Source organism: Nocardia halotolerans, from assembly GCF_042650145.1.
In the GTDB taxonomy this organism is placed as follows: Bacteria; Actinomycetota; Actinomycetes; order Mycobacteriales; family Mycobacteriaceae; genus Nocardia; species Nocardia halotolerans.
In genome coordinates, this window is sequence record NZ_JBHSDL010000002.1 from 286,475 (window position 1) to 300,190 (window position 13,716).

Sequence of the window (13,716 nt, forward strand, 5' to 3'; positions counted from 1 at the left end):
GCACCGGACACACACACGCCGGCGACACCGCGGCGTGTTTCGGGCGGGACCGATCGGGCAAACGCCGGGCATGGAACCTGATGAGCGAGGCAAAGCGGTCCCGTCCGATCCGGCCGAAGGTGGCGGGTCCGCCGGCAAGGTGACCGTCGGCCTGGTGCAGGAACTTCTGGGCGCCACCGACGGGTGTCTGGTGCTCGAAGCGGGCCGGGTCCGGGTGGCGGCGGGAGCCGAGAGCCAGCAGGGCGGGATGGTCATCATCAGCAAGGCGGAGCTGGCGCAGCGGCTCGGCTCCGACCCGGACCCGACGGCACTGTCGGAGCAGGCCGCGGTCTTGAACACCGAGGTGGGCCTGCTGGGCGCCTGAGGGCCACGCCCCCATGACCATGCGTTCCTAGCCCCGTTGCGACACCGCGCCCGGATCAGGGCCCCGTAGTGCGGCCGAAACCGCTTGGGCCCCATACGTGATCGCTTCGAGGTACTGCGCACGTTCGGCGCGACCCACCGCTGATCGCAGTGGTCCGATCTGGATTTCGTACGGTGCGCTGCCGTTGTCGATCACCGGTGCCGACAAGTAGCTGACCGGCAGTGGTTCCTCGTCGGCGAGTTCCTCCTCGCGATAGGGGCGGGCCGTGAGCCGCGCCAGTTGACGCAGTACCCGCGCGCGCAGCTCTGGCTGCACGACTTCTCCCCCCAGCGCGCCGAGTAGTTCGGTGAGCACGTCCACCAGGCCGGCGTCATCGGAGTCGGGGCGAAACACCGCACAGCCGTGGGCGGTGACGAAACGCAACAGCGCGGGAGCTCCGCGCCGTGCGGGCCCGGTTGCGCTCGTCAGCCACGCGTCGCGTTCGGCGCCGGTCCGCCAGGGCATCACCGCGGCACCCGCCGGATAGGCCAGCGGGATCGATTGCCCCACCGCGAGTCCGGGCACGACGCGGGCGCCGGGCGGGTACTCCTTGGCGACGACGGTCAGTCGTCCGTCGTCGATCCGGCTCAGCGTTACCCCGCAGCGCGCGGCGACGGCCAGCGCCTTCAGCTCCGCGCTCACCGCCGGTGCCGGCAGGTCGGGCCGGGTGGTGCGCAACGCGCTCAGTGCGGGTCCGGGAGCGAAGCGGCGCTCGCGGTCGCGGCGCACCCAGCCCGCCTGGGTGAGTTCGGTGAGCACAGCGGTGACCGTGGCCCGAGCCAGAGCGAGCGCCGTGGCGACCTCCGAGGCGGTCAGCGGCTGGTTCGCCCTGGTCAGCAACTCCATGACCTGGATGACGCGCCGGGTCGGCGGCGACGCGGATTCCGGCATGACACCCCTTGTCTGCGAGTGGGACTCGCCCTACACTGCTTCGACTATTCGCCACATATTAGTCGAATATTCGACGCAGAGGTGAGGCTCATGATTCTCGACCAATTCAGGCTCGACGACCGCGTCGCCGTCGTCACCGGGGCCGGGCGCGGCCTCGGCGCCGCGATCGCCCTCGGCTTCGCCGAGGCCGGCGCCGACGTGGTGATCGCCGCGCGCACCGAGACCGACCTGCGCCAGGTCGCCGAACAAGTCGCGGCCACCGGACGGCGCGCGCTGGTCGTGGTCGCCGACCTCGCCGACCCGGACGCGACCGCCGCGCTCGCCGATGCGGCGGTCGAGCAGTTCGGCCGCTTGGACATCGCCGTCAACAATGTCGGCGGGGCGCTACCGAAACCGTTGCTCGACACCAGCCCCGACGATCTGGCCGAAGCGTTCGCGTTCAATGTCGCGACAGCGCACGCCCTGGTGCGCGCCGCGACGCCGAAGATGCTGGCCACGGCGGGCGGCGGCTCGATCATCAACATCACCTCGACGATGGGCAGGCTGCCCGGCCGCGCGTTCGCCGCGTACGCGACGGCCAAAGCCGCGCTGGCGCATTACACCCGCACCGCCGCAACGGATCTGAGCCCACGGATCCGGGTCAACGCCATCGCGCCCGGCTCGATCCTCACCTCGGCACTGGCCGTCGTCGCGGACAACGAGCAGATGCGCACCGCGATGGAACAGGCCACACCACTGCGGCGACTCGGCGAACCCGGCGACATCGCCGCGGCCGCGTTGTATCTCGCCTCCCCCGCCGGTTCTTTCCTCACCGGGAAAGTACTCGAGGTCGACGGCGGACTCGTCGCCCCGAATCTGACCATCCCCCTCCCGGATCTGTGAGGAACCACTGATGCGCGTAATACACTGGGGCACAGGCAACGTCGGACAGCATGCACTGGCCGGCGTGCTGGCCGACCCCCGATTCGAACTGGTCGGCGTGCACGTTTCCGGACCGGCCAAGGCCGGTCGCGACGCGGCCGAACTCGCCGGCACCGCACCCGCTTCCGGCGTGCTCGCCACCACCGACACCGACGAGATCCTCGCCCGGCGTCCCGATTGCGTGGTCTACACGGCGATGACCGACAACCGGCTCATGGAGGCGCTGGCCGACCTGCGGATGCTGCTCGCCGCGGGCATCAACGTGGTGGCGAGCGCGCCGGTGTTCCTGCAGTACCCCTGGGACGTGCTGCCCGCCGACCTGCTCGAGCCGATCGAACGGGCCGCGGCAGAGGGTAATTCGTCGCTGTTCGTGAACGGCATCGACCCGGGATTCGCCAACGATCTGTTGCCGCTGGCCCTGCTGGGAACCTGCCGATACGTCGAGCAGGTGCGCTGCCTGGAGATCGTCGACTACTCGACCTACGACAATCCGTCGGTCATGTTCGACATCATGGGCTTCGGGCGTCCGATGGACGAGACACCGCTGTTGCTGCAACCCGGTGTCCTGTCGTTGGCGTGGGGCAGCGTGGTGCGCCAGCTCGCCGCCGGACTCGGCATCACGCTCGACGCGGTCACCCAGGAGTTCCAGCGGCTGCCCGCACCGGAGACCTTCGACATCTCCTCGGGCACCATCGAAGCGGGCACCGCGGCGGCGCTGCGCTTCGAAGTGCGCGGCATGGTCGGCGACCGGGTCGTCACCGTCCTCGAACACGTCACCCGCCTGCGGGCGGATCTGGCCCCGGACTGGCCCCAGCCCGCCCGCACCGGCGGTTCCTACCGGGTGGAGGTCACCGGCGAACCGAACTACACGTTGGATCTGGCCATGTTCAGCGACCACGGCGACCACAATCACGCCAGCCTCGTCGGCACCGCGATGCGGTTGGTCAATGCGATCCCCGCTGTCATCGCCGCACCGCCGGGCATTCGCACCACGCTCGACCTGCCGCTCGTCACCGGCACGGGACTGGCCGATCCGGGCCGAGTGCCACCCACCTGAGGTCGGTGACACCCCGATCGGTTCCTCGCGGTGTGGCGATGACCGCGAATATGAAGCCGCCCCGGGGCCGCTCTGGTTCGCCGGTGATCAGGGCGGCTTCAACGGGTCGTGGCCCAGGCACATCAGCCGGTGCCGGAACTCGGCTCCGCCCGCGACCGGTTCGAGGTCGGCTCGGCGCGCCGCGGTGACCTCGTCCACCACCTGCCGCATCACCGCTACATCGTCGGCGTTCACATCGGTGCGGCGTTTGCCGAGGATCGCGAGGACCTGGCGGCCGATCTCGGGTCCGGACAGGTCGGGTACCCGCTCGGTGTCGGTCCCGGCCGCCGCGGTGCGCAACCAATCGCTCAGTTCGCGCGAGGACATGTTCACCACGCGATGGAATTCGTCCCAGAGTTCATCGTCGACCTGAGTCTCGGCCATGAACCTCACCTCCTTCAGCTCCCCCGGTTCTCCCCCAGCTCCTCGACGATCGGATTCGGCGGCACGTCCCGCTCCGGCTCGGCCACTCCCGGATGCGCGTGATCACGGCTCTGCGCGGCGCGCTCGGCCGCGGATCGACCGTCGTCGAGACTCACCGACTGCAACACCTCCGCCATGTTCGCGTACACCACCGGCGGCATCGCCCGCAGCGCGCGCACGGTGTCCTCGTCGGCGTTCGCCGCGGACGCGCACCCGACCAGATCGTCCTTCCCGGCCGGAAAGTCGGCCTCCGACAACGCCCGCTCGACCCGCTCTACATCGGTAGTCACCATCACGAAACCTTCCCGGAACGCACCAGCGCCCCTCATCAGTTTCTCGATCCGCTGCGGCAGTACCCGGGCGGGCCTGCGTCAAACAGATTCGGCCACCGCCAGGCGTCCTCCGCGGGGTGCAGTCACGACGGGGTGCGGGCAAGGATGTCGAGGGCGATGCCCGTAGCGGCAGCGTTGCTGTCGTCATCATTCAAATCCAGATCGCCCATCATGGACAGGCTCCAACTGATCGCGAGCAAGGCTTGACGAGCGTGAAAGACGGCGATCGGGGTGTTCGCGGGTTCAGCCATCAGATCGGCGAGCAATCTGAACTGGTATCGCAGACCCGCGCCGATCCCTAGGTCACGAAAACTGGTCTGGTTCTCGCTCCAAAACCGGATCATGTCCTTGCCGAGGCCGTGCAGCAACGCCCCGTAGCGGAGCACGATCTGATCAGCGCGCTCGCGCCCCGACGGCATGGCCTCGGCCCAGTCGACGATGTCGTCGATACCCCGCCGCAGATCCTCCGACAGGCTGATCACAATGTCTTCCTTGGTGCGGAAGTGGTAGTACAGCGCCGCTTTCGTCACCCCTAGACGCTCGGCGATCTCCCGCAACGAGGTCTTGTCGTATCCCCGCTCGCCGAACAGCTCCATGGCCACCGATCGGATCCGTTCCCGGGTATCGCTACGTCGCCTGTCCATCACAACCTTTCCGGATCTCCTTGACGGTCGGCAAGGCGAAGCCTAACGTCCCCGGTGAGATTACTAGCCGGTCGGCAAGTTACCTGGATGGCCCGGCCGGAATCGGGGTACCGCGCACGACCGAGTGGTCGGCGGAAAAACCGACATGGAGGTGGAGGCGGAATGTCCGGGATCAGCGTGCTGTGGCCGAGGTCGACCGTCGGCCCGGATCTGGGGGTGGATGACGATGCGCTGGCCGATCTGAACATTGATCAGATCATCACCGCGATCGTCGCAGGAGATGAATACCAGCTGAGGCCTTGGTTCAACCGCCCGGTGCGGTGCGCGCAGACAGTGCGGTACCGCCAGGAGGTATTCGCCGATCTGACCGATGAATCGGTGCGGACGACATTCACCGACTTCGCCGCGAGCATGCAGAACACGCGCGAGCTGCTGGGGCGGCGAGCTCGCGCGCAACACCCATGCCAGCGGCAACGCTGGCAACTCAGCGCGAGCACCGAATACCTCGATGCCGTAACGCGTCTCGCTCAGGCCGTAGCTCTACTGCCCCTGACCTCCCGCGCACTCCGACGATGGCGCGAATACGTCACCGCCTACGTCGCGGGGCCGGACTTCGGCCGGCTGGTCGAGGACGTCCGCCGCGTCCAGCGGGCACTGGACGAGGTGCGCTATGGCGTCCGGATCATCGAACGCACCCTCACGGTCACACCCGCCGGGACCGCACCGGACTACAGCGTGTTGATCACAGATCTGTTCTCCCGCTTCGGTTCCGCTGTCCCCCGCCCACCACGGCAGCGCTCGGAATGGGACGACCTGAATCAGATGGAGGAGCAGGTACTCGATCGTGTTGCCGCACTACATCCGGCAGCTTTCGGCCAACTCGCCGAATTCGCTCGGCGGCATGAGGGATTCGCCCATCCTGCGGTGCTGGGCTTCGAGCGGGAGATCTGGTTCTACCTCACCTACCTCGCATTCGTGCGACGCGTCAGCGGTACGACTCGATCGATGTGCCTGCCCCGGATAGCGGATCCCGGCGCGAGCGTCCATGCCGAGGACGCGTTCGACCTCGCCCTGTTCACCGTCCGCAGTCGCGCCGAAACCGCGGTGGTGTGCAACGGATGGCGAATATCTGATCCAGAACGAGTGCTCGTGGTGACCGGGCCGAACCAGGGCGGGAAGACGACTTTCGCCCGCACCGTCGGTCAACTGTTCTACTTCGCGGCGCTCGGATGTCCGGTGCCCGCTCGCACCGCGTCCCTGCCGCTACCGGACCGATTGTTCACGCACTTCGAACGCGCGGAACAAGCGGTCGACCCCGACGGCCGGCTCGCCGAGGAACTGGTGCGGATACGGAGGGTGCTCGAGATGGCCACCGCCGTCAGCGTGATCGTCCTCAACGAGAGCTTCAGTGCCACCAGTACCCTCGATGGGCTCCGGATCAGCCGAGATGTGCTCGCCCGAATCGCCGAGCGCGGATCGATCGGCGTCTGGGTCACCTTCTTTCACGAACTGGCGCGCGGCAACCCGACCACGGTGAGCATGGTTGCCGCTACGGACCCAGAGGATCCCGCACGGCGCACATTCCGGATCGAACGCCGACCGCCGGATGGTGACTCCCCTGCCGTGGGGCTCGCACAACACTTCGGGCTGACCTACGACCACATCACAGCCAGGATCTCAGCGTGCAGGTGAACCTCCTCGACCCCGCGCACCACGCCCTCCATGCGGCTGTCCACGGCGAGGAAGCCTTCGGTGACCTCGGTATCGACTTGCTCTGCGACGCCATGGCCGGCGCCGACCCCGTCATGCTCGAGGCGGTCCGCGAAGTGCTGGCCGCCCCGGTGACAGATCCCGAGGTGATCCGGTACCGGCACGCAGTGCTGGCGGACTGCCGTGCGCATCCGGTGCCGGTGCGCGAGCTCTACGCAATCGCCAACCGAGCAACAGCAGTCAAACGGTGGAAGGTGGGCCCGGCACATCATGCCGACGGCAAGCTGCTGCTGGCGCTGCAGCCGCTCACCGAACTGGTCGGATTTCTGCGGGCGCTACGCGATGCCTGCGACCGTGCCGGTCCGCTGTTCGACTCGCCCGGATTCACCGATCTGATGGACTCGGTCGCCGCCGAACTGAATGACGCTTACCTCGACAGCGTCGAGACACAACTGGCGGCAATGGATTTCGACTACGGAGTACAGATCAGCGCCGGACTCGGCCCCGGGAACAGGATCGCCGACATCGTGCTGCATCCGCCGCCCCGGCGCCGCCGATTCGGTTTCGATCGTCGTAGCGACAATTCCTTCCGGGTCATCGAGGAACCGGAGGTCGAATTCGATCCGGTCATGGGACTGCGTGGCCGGACCCTGTCGGTCATCGCTGATGTCGTCAACGATGCCGCCGACCACGTGCAGGAATTCTTCCTTCGCCTGCGCTCGGAGCTCGCCTTCTATCTGGGCTGCGTCGCGTTGTACGACCGGCTGAGCCGCGCCGGACTACCGCTGTGTCTGCCGACACCGCACCCCGCGGGGACGCCCCGTCTTCGCTGTGCCGGCCTGCGCGACGCCGCAATGAGCGTGGGCGGCGGCCAGGAGGTGGTGGGCAATGACATCGACGCCATGGACCGTTCGCTGATCGTGGTCACCGGCGCGAACAGCGGCGGAAAGTCCACGTTGCTGCGCAGCATCGGCGCGGCTCGGGTCATGATGCAAGCCGGCATGTTCGTCATCGCCGACAGCTTCGAAGCCGACGTGCGCGACGGGGTGTTCACACACTTCGTCACCGACGAAGACCGAACGATGTCACACGGCAAGCTGGTGGACGAACTGGCCCGCATGAGCCGCGCCGTCGACAGGATGAGGCCGAATTCCGTACTGCTGTGCAATGAATCGTTCTCGTCTACCAGTGAACGAGATGCCGCGAAGATCATCGCCCCACTGGTCGACGCACTTCTCGGGAGCGGCGTCGCGGTGATCCTGGTGACCCACCTCTACGAATACGCACACCAGCGTTATCAATTCGGCAACACCACGGACCTGTTCCTCCGCGCCGACCATCTGTCCGACGGCACCCGCACCTTCCGATTCGCCCCCGCGCCCCCTGGGCCCACCAGTCACGCGAACGATGTCTTCGAGCGTGTCTTCGGCCGTGCACCCGATGAATGGCCGAACTGTTCCGTGGCCGACTGACCGACGCGTGCCTGCGCACTGCGCCGGCGGCCTCGATCGCCAGGAGGGCTTGCTCGCAGTAGCACCATCACCTAGCCTGACTATTGTCAACAATAGTCAGTGCTGGCCGGTCAGTGGATCGGCCGGCTCGTCCGGAAGAGACTCACATGCGAGATGCCGTCATTGTCGAGGCCGTGCGTACGCCGATCGGGAAGGCGAAGGCAAACGGGGCGCTGCGTGGTGTGCACCCGGTCGACCTCTTCGCGCACAGTCTCCGAGAGATCTTGGGGCGCAGCGGAATCGACCCGGCCCTCATCGACGATGTGATCGGTGGCGTGGTCACTCAGGCGGGGGAACAGAGTGCCAATATGACGCGCCGGGCCGTGCTCGCCGCCGGCTTCCCGGAATCGGTGCCCGCGACGACCGTGGATCGTCAGTGTGGCAGCAGCCAGCAGGCGATTCACTTCGCGGCACAGGGCGTCATCGCCGGGGCCTACGATTTCGTCATCGCCGGCGGCGTCGAATCCATGGGCCGCGTCCCGATGGGTTCCGATGCCGCGGGCACGGCCGACCGTAATGGCACCGGCTTCGACGAGCGTTATCCGGACGGGCTGGTGGGTCAGGGGATCAGCGCCGAATTGATCGCGGCTCGCTGGCATCTGTCCCGCCGCGAAATGGACGAGTTCGCGCTCGCCAGCCACGAAAAAGCCGCGGCCGCGACAAAGAACGGTGCGTTCGGGGCCGAGTTGGCACCGCTGGCAGGTCTGGCCACCGACGAGGGCATTCGGCTCGGCAGTACGGTCGAATCCCTGGGCGGACTGCGCGCCGCGTACTACGACGAGAAGGTCGCGGCCCGATTCCCCGAGATCCGGTGGGACATCACCGCCGCCAACGCCAGCCAGATCAGCGACGGCAGTTCGGCCGTTCTCATCACGACCAGCGAGAATGCCGCCAAGTTCGGGCTCGAGCCGATCGCGCGGGTACACAGCACCGCGGTGGTCGGCGACGACCCGCTGCTCATGCTCACCGCCGTCGTTCCCGCGACGCGTCGAGTACTGCGGCGAGCGGGTCTGAGCCTCGACGACATCGACCTCGTCGAGATCAATGAGGCGTTCGCGCCGGTGGTACTGGCCTGGGCCAAGGACACCGGCGCCGACCTCGGCAAGGTCAATGTCAACGGTGGCGCGATCGCGTTGGGTCATCCCCTCGGCGCGTCCGGTGCTCGCCTGGCCACCACACTGGTGCACGCCATGCGTGAACGCGGAGCACGGTTCGGCCTTCAGACGATGTGTGAAGCGGGTGGCCTGGCGAACGCCACGATTTACGAACGACTCTGAGCGCACAGTCGCGGGTACGAGGCGGCTGCGCGGTGGGTGGAGGGCGAACTGGCCGGGGTGGTCCCGGCCAGTCGCAAAGATTGATCCGGGTCAGAAGATGGCTTCGCTCACGGCATTGGGACCGTCGAACGTGCGGTTGGGCAGGTCCTGCAAGGTGTCGATGATCTCGGAATCGGCACCGTTGTCGCGGGCGGCGCTCACGAGGCCGTCGCGGTCGCACGGGTAGTCGATGCCGGACAGGTACTTCTGAACCTGGATCGGGCTGACCTGACTCATGCTGTGCTCCCTTTCGGTGTGGGGTTGCGAACGACGTGAGGCTCTTACCTCCGGCCCGGGTTTCTAAACGATTTTCCGAGGTCGGCGGGGTCAGCCGACGTAGCGCCGGGCGGGCGAGTCGCGTTGCGAGGCTTCCAGCAGTACCAGGCCCGCCTCGACGTCGGCGGGCACCACGTCGCGTTCGCGCAGCACCCATGGCAGCCCGCGCAGGGCGGCGAACACGGCTCCGGCGGTGGCGCGGTCGGCCGGAGCCGACCGCAGGACCGCGGCGGTGCGCCGGGCCGCGCTGCGGACCGGGCGGCGCAACCACAGGGTCCACAGGGTGTTGCGGATTCCGAGGGCGCGGCGGTGGGTGGAGTCGCGGGTGCGGGACGGCTCGTGGTGGATGATCATGTCCTCCACCCAGCACATCCACCAGCCCCGGGCCGCCAGGTCCAAGGCCAGCAGTTCCTCCTCACCCGCGAACCACAGGCGCCGGGAGAAACCGCCCACCTCCTCGAAGGCGCGCACACGGAAGGCGGAGAGGGCGGCCATCACGCCCAGCAGCGCGGGCCCGGGCAACCAGTCGGGGCCGGTGATCGGGGAATCGCGGAATTCGGGGGTGATCGGGTCTTCGCGCAGGTCGGGCGCCACGAGACAGCGTCCGGTCACCGAACCCAGGCCGGGATACGCGTCGAGCAGGTCGGCCGCCCGGGTGAGGGCACCGGGCTGCCAGCGCGTGTCGTCGTCGCAGAAGGCCACATAGGGCGTTCGCGCCCGTTCGACGGCGAGATTGCGGCCCAGTGCACCGAGGTTTTCCGACGAGCGGATCAACTCCACCTGCGGAAAGTTCGCCGCGACGGCGTCGGCCGTGCCGTCACCGGATCCGTTGTCGACGAGGATGATCGGGGCCGCGTCGGGCAGGGCCGTCATGTGCGCGAGAGTCTGTAGTAGCTGGTCACGCCGGTCGCGGGTGATGATGACGACCGTCATCCGGTGCGTTGACATCGGTCAGCTCCTCGGGTGGGCGAGTTCGAGTGTGCGGGCTCGGTGTTCGACCTCCGGCGGCAGCCGGCGCCGCTGCGCCAGCGCTTTGGGCAGCCGCTGACCGATCTCGGCCAGGGTCAGCAGCGTCTGCGGCTCGCGCACGCTGCGGCGGACCAGGTCGATCGACTCCGCGGCGCACTGCCGCAACGGTCGGCGCAGCCAGGTGATCAGGGCGTTGTTGCGTTGTTCGGCGCGCCGCCGCCACGCCGGTGGGGGCCGGTGGGCCGACGGGTGGTGGTGCGCGCGCACCGTCGGCACGTAACACAGCTGCCAGCCGTGGGCGGCCAGGTCGAGCGCCAGCAATCGTTCTTCGGCGCCGAAATGCAGCAGTGAACTGAATCCGGCGGCCTGGTCGAAGGCCGCTTTCCGCACGATCGCCGCACACGCCAGAAAACCGAGCACCGAGGGGCCGGGAAGGTCGGGGTGGTGCCCGAGCGGGCTGTCAGCCATCAGCTGGTTGACGGGGTCGTCGCGATTCGCGGGCCCCACGAGGGTTCGGCCCGCGAGCAGCCCGACCCGCGGATGGGCGTCGAGTATCCGTTCCGCGGCGGCGAGCGCGTCACCGGCCCACCAGGAGTCGTCGTCGCTGAAGGCGACGTAGGGAGTGCGGGCCAGCGTCACGCCGAGATTGCGCGCGGCCGCGCCCTGGTTGTCGGCCAGCCGGACGACCCGCACGCCCGGAAACGTTTCGGCCGTGTCGGCGGTGCCATCGTCGGACGCATTGTCGAGGACCAGGATCGGTGGTCGCGGCCGCAACGCGGACAGCTCGGTGAGGGTGCGCGCGAGTTCGGTCGCGCGATTGCGGGTGGCGATGACCACCGTCGTTCGCGCCGCGCTCATGACGCCGGTTCCGACAGCAGTTCATCGAGCAGCTCCGAGGTGAGCGAGTCCGCCGTGGACAGGTGATCACGCCGGGTCACCCACTCACGTCCGGCCGGTGACAGACACCAGTGCCACCACCGGTCCAGCGTGGCGCTGTCGGACGCGTCCTCGGCCGCGACCACGGCGGGCCAGTCCAGTGCCCGCGCCTGCGCGCTCACCTTCCCGCCGCCGCTGATCGGGTCCACCGCCAGGACCGGAACACCCGCGCCCAGCCCCAGCACCACGCCGTGCAACCGGGTCGTGACCACCATGTCCAGGCGCGAGAGCATCGAGACGAGTTGGTCGGGGGTGCGGCAGTGCCGCCAATCGTCGGCGGCCAGCCGGGTGTCCACCGGCAGCCGCGCGCAGTCGAGTTCACGCAGCCAGCTCGTGAGTGCCTCGTGGACCGATCGATGCCGGCGGGCCGCGCCGTACTCGGCCTGCCCCGGAGCCAGGGCGACACCGACCACCGGGACGCTGGCCGTCGAGGCGCCGACGGCGAGATCCGGCCGCGGCGCTGATTGCCCGTCGCGGGCCAGCACCCGGTGGAACCCGGTGACCGCGGCATCGTCGGGATCGATGACCGACACCCCCACCGCGATGCGCCTGCAGTTCGCGTATCGCTCGTGCAGCGACCGCACCTGCTCCCCGTGCGCGGGACCGCAGGCGAAGACCACGTGTGAGTAGCGACCGGCGTCGGCCTCGGGCAGGTGCAGCGCATCGGCACGGAACCCGGGGCTCCACGCACTGTCGTGGGCGATGTCGGCCGAGGCCAGCACGGCGCACACCCGGTCGATGCTCAGCACGTCGCCCGCGGTCGCCTCACCGTGCAGGAAACTGGCCCAGCCGACGACGAGAACACGCATGTCCGCACACCTTCCGGTCAGTGGGGCGCGGGCCGCATGTGCACCGCCTTCGTCTGGGTCATCTCGTCGAGCAGTTCGGGGCCGTAGCCGTACCCGCTGCCACTGGCGCCGTGCGGATGCGCCGCACCGCCGGGAGCGCCACCGAAGACCGCGTTGATCTTCACCGTGCCCACCGGCAGTTCCCGCCACGCCTGCTGGGCGTTGGCCATCGACGGAGTCAGGACGGTCGCCGCGAGCCCGTATTCGTCGGCCGCCGCCTCCGCGAGGCCCTGCTCGAAGCTGTCCACCACGCGCACCGGCGCCACCGGGCCGAACGTTTCCTCCCGCATGATCGGCATGGACGGGTCGCAGTGGGTGAGCACGGTGGCCGGGTAGTGCGCGCCGTTGCCTTCCGGGATCGCACCGCCGACGACCGCCTCGGCCCCCCGCTCCAGGGCATCGCGCACGTGCGAGTGGACGTGATCGCGATGGCGGCGATCGACCAGCGGCGCCAACGACCGGGACTCGGCTTCGGCGGCGAGCGCGGCGATGAACGCCTCGGCGATTTGCCGGTGCACGAAGATCCGCTCGACGGAGACACAGATCTGGCCGGAGTTGGCGAACGCGCCCAGCGCCGCCTGTCCCGCCGCCCAGACCGGATCCACCCCGGCGTCGACCAGCAGCGCGTCGTTGCCGCCGTTCTCCAGTAGGGCCTTCGCCCCGGTCGCGGCGACGCTGCGCGCGATCGACCGCCCGGTGGCGGTGCTGCCGACGTGCGCGACGACGTCGACATCGGCGCGTGCGGCCAGCAGCGCGCCCACTGTCCCGTCGCCCTGCACCGTTTGCAGCACGGCCTCGGGCAGGGTCCGGGCCAGCAGCTCACCCAGCAACGCCCCGGTGTGTGGTGCGCGTTCACTCGGCTTGTGGACGACCGTGTTGCCGGTGACCAGCGCCGCGCCGAGCAGTCCGCACGACACGGCGACCGGGTCGTTCCACGGCGTCAGGGCCACGACGACGCCGCGCGGTTCCCACACCATCAGATCGATCGCGTCGAATTCGCCCTGCAGGCTCCTGCCGCGATGCACGGGACCGAGTTCGGCGTACTGCTCGAGCGTCGAGGCGCCGGCCAGCACCCCTTCTTCGGCTTCTGCCGGTGGCCGTCCGGTTTCGGCGTGATTGCACTGCGCCAGTTCCTGGGCGTGCTCGCGCAGTAGCGCGGCGGCCGCCCGCAACGCGGCGGCTCGTTCGGCGGGTGGGGTCCGCGCCCACTCCGGCTGCACGTGCGCGGCGCGGCGCACCTGCCGGTCGAGTTCTGCGGGGTCGGCCATGGGCACCGTGCCCACGGTGACACCGGTTCCCGGATCGATGATCTCGATCAGTTCGGTGGTCGAATGGCCCTCTGCGGTGGTGACAGCGCGTGATCGGCTCATACCCCGGGCATTGCCTCGCGTTCGGAGTTCAAACACCGGCCGCCCACGCGCGTGGGCAATCCCCGGGCGA

General features: G+C 68.8%; 15 protein-coding genes. 6 read left to right on the plus strand and 9 right to left on the minus strand.

Features of this window, described 5'->3' with window-relative positions; all coding sequences use genetic code 11:
• Positions 1 to 70: 70 nt before the first annotated feature.
• Positions 71 to 364: a hypothetical protein gene (locus ACFO5K_RS02395; RefSeq protein ID WP_378555454.1), complete on the plus strand. Its 294-nt coding sequence runs from the start codon at positions 71 to 73 to the stop codon at positions 362 to 364.
• Between the two features lie 27 nt (positions 365 to 391).
• Here the strand turns inward: ACFO5K_RS02395 and ACFO5K_RS02400 are convergent, their stop codons facing one another.
• Positions 392 to 1,294, minus strand: a complete 903-nt coding sequence (locus tag ACFO5K_RS02400) for a helix-turn-helix domain-containing protein (RefSeq protein ID WP_378555455.1) — start codon at positions 1,292 to 1,294, stop codon at positions 392 to 394.
• Positions 1,295 to 1,384: 90 nt separating this feature from the next.
• On the opposite strand from ACFO5K_RS02400, the gene ACFO5K_RS02405 reads away from it, so the two are divergent.
• Complete coding sequence (locus ACFO5K_RS02405) at positions 1,385 to 2,176, plus strand: SDR family oxidoreductase (RefSeq protein WP_378555456.1); 792 nt, start codon at positions 1,385 to 1,387, stop codon at positions 2,174 to 2,176.
• Positions 2,177 to 2,186: 10 nt separating this feature from the next.
• Positions 2,187 to 3,272, plus strand: coding sequence for an NAD(P)H-dependent amine dehydrogenase family protein (locus tag ACFO5K_RS02410; protein WP_378555457.1), 1,086 nt, complete (start codon positions 2,187 to 2,189; stop codon positions 3,270 to 3,272).
• 87 nt (positions 3,273 to 3,359) lie between these two features.
• On the opposite strand, the gene ACFO5K_RS02415 is transcribed toward ACFO5K_RS02410, so the two are convergent.
• The 3 genes from ACFO5K_RS02415 to ACFO5K_RS02425 all read right to left on the minus strand — a co-directional run bounded on the left by ACFO5K_RS02415 (position 3,360) and on the right by ACFO5K_RS02425 (position 4,668).
• Entirely contained in the window at positions 3,360 to 3,695 is a 336-nt protein-coding gene (locus ACFO5K_RS02415; RefSeq protein WP_378555458.1) for a DUF3140 domain-containing protein, read from the minus strand.
• Positions 3,696 to 3,709: 14 nt separating this feature from the next.
• Entirely contained in the window at positions 3,710 to 4,024 is a 315-nt protein-coding gene (locus ACFO5K_RS02420) for a DUF2795 domain-containing protein (RefSeq protein WP_378555459.1), read from the minus strand.
• Between the two features lie 125 nt (positions 4,025 to 4,149).
• Positions 4,150 to 4,668 (minus strand): TetR/AcrR family transcriptional regulator, encoded by a 519-nt coding sequence (locus tag ACFO5K_RS02425; RefSeq protein ID WP_378555460.1) that lies wholly within the window; start codon positions 4,666 to 4,668, stop codon positions 4,150 to 4,152.
• Between the two features lie 204 nt (positions 4,669 to 4,872).
• Here ACFO5K_RS02425 and ACFO5K_RS02430 point away from each other — a divergent pair, with 204 nt between their 5' ends.
• The 3 genes from ACFO5K_RS02430 to ACFO5K_RS02440 all read left to right on the plus strand — a co-directional run bounded on the left by ACFO5K_RS02430 (position 4,873) and on the right by ACFO5K_RS02440 (position 9,208).
• Positions 4,873 to 6,402 carry a MutS-related protein gene (locus tag ACFO5K_RS02430; protein ID WP_378555461.1) on the plus strand — a complete coding sequence of 510 codons (1,530 nt, stop codon included), beginning with the start codon at positions 4,873 to 4,875 and terminating at the stop codon, positions 6,400 to 6,402.
• The gene (locus tag ACFO5K_RS02435; protein WP_378555462.1) at positions 6,393 to 7,892 is read left to right on the plus strand and encodes a MutS-related protein; all 1,500 of its coding nucleotides are present in this window, start codon (positions 6,393 to 6,395) and stop codon (positions 7,890 to 7,892) included. The genes ACFO5K_RS02430 and ACFO5K_RS02435 overlap by 10 nt, the downstream gene beginning before the upstream one ends.
• A 146-nt stretch (positions 7,893 to 8,038) precedes the next feature.
• The gene (locus ACFO5K_RS02440) at positions 8,039 to 9,208 is read left to right on the plus strand and encodes a thiolase family protein (protein WP_378555463.1); all 1,170 of its coding nucleotides are present in this window, start codon (positions 8,039 to 8,041) and stop codon (positions 9,206 to 9,208) included.
• Between the two features lie 90 nt (positions 9,209 to 9,298).
• Here the strand turns inward: ACFO5K_RS02440 and ACFO5K_RS02445 are convergent, their stop codons facing one another.
• The 5 genes from ACFO5K_RS02445 to ACFO5K_RS02465 all read right to left on the minus strand — a co-directional run bounded on the left by ACFO5K_RS02445 (position 9,299) and on the right by ACFO5K_RS02465 (position 13,646).
• Entirely contained in the window at positions 9,299 to 9,484 is a 186-nt protein-coding gene (locus tag ACFO5K_RS02445) for a DUF2795 domain-containing protein (RefSeq protein WP_378555464.1), read from the minus strand.
• Positions 9,485 to 9,574: 90 nt separating this feature from the next.
• Positions 9,575 to 10,471, minus strand: a complete 897-nt coding sequence (locus ACFO5K_RS02450) for a glycosyltransferase family 2 protein (protein WP_378555465.1) — start codon at positions 10,469 to 10,471, stop codon at positions 9,575 to 9,577.
• A gap of 3 nt (positions 10,472 to 10,474) precedes the next feature.
• A complete protein-coding gene (locus tag ACFO5K_RS02455) occupies positions 10,475 to 11,350 on the minus strand; it encodes a glycosyltransferase family 2 protein (protein WP_378555466.1) in 876 nt (291 codons plus the stop codon).
• On the minus strand, positions 11,347 to 12,237 hold the full coding sequence (locus tag ACFO5K_RS02460) for a polysaccharide pyruvyl transferase family protein (protein WP_378555467.1): 891 nt from the start codon (positions 12,235 to 12,237) through the stop codon (positions 11,347 to 11,349). The genes ACFO5K_RS02455 and ACFO5K_RS02460 overlap by 4 nt, the downstream gene beginning before the upstream one ends.
• Before the next feature lie 17 nt (positions 12,238 to 12,254).
• The gene (locus ACFO5K_RS02465) at positions 12,255 to 13,646 is read right to left on the minus strand and encodes an aldehyde dehydrogenase family protein (protein ID WP_378555468.1); all 1,392 of its coding nucleotides are present in this window, start codon (positions 13,644 to 13,646) and stop codon (positions 12,255 to 12,257) included.
• Between the last annotated feature and the right edge of the window lie 70 nt (positions 13,647 to 13,716).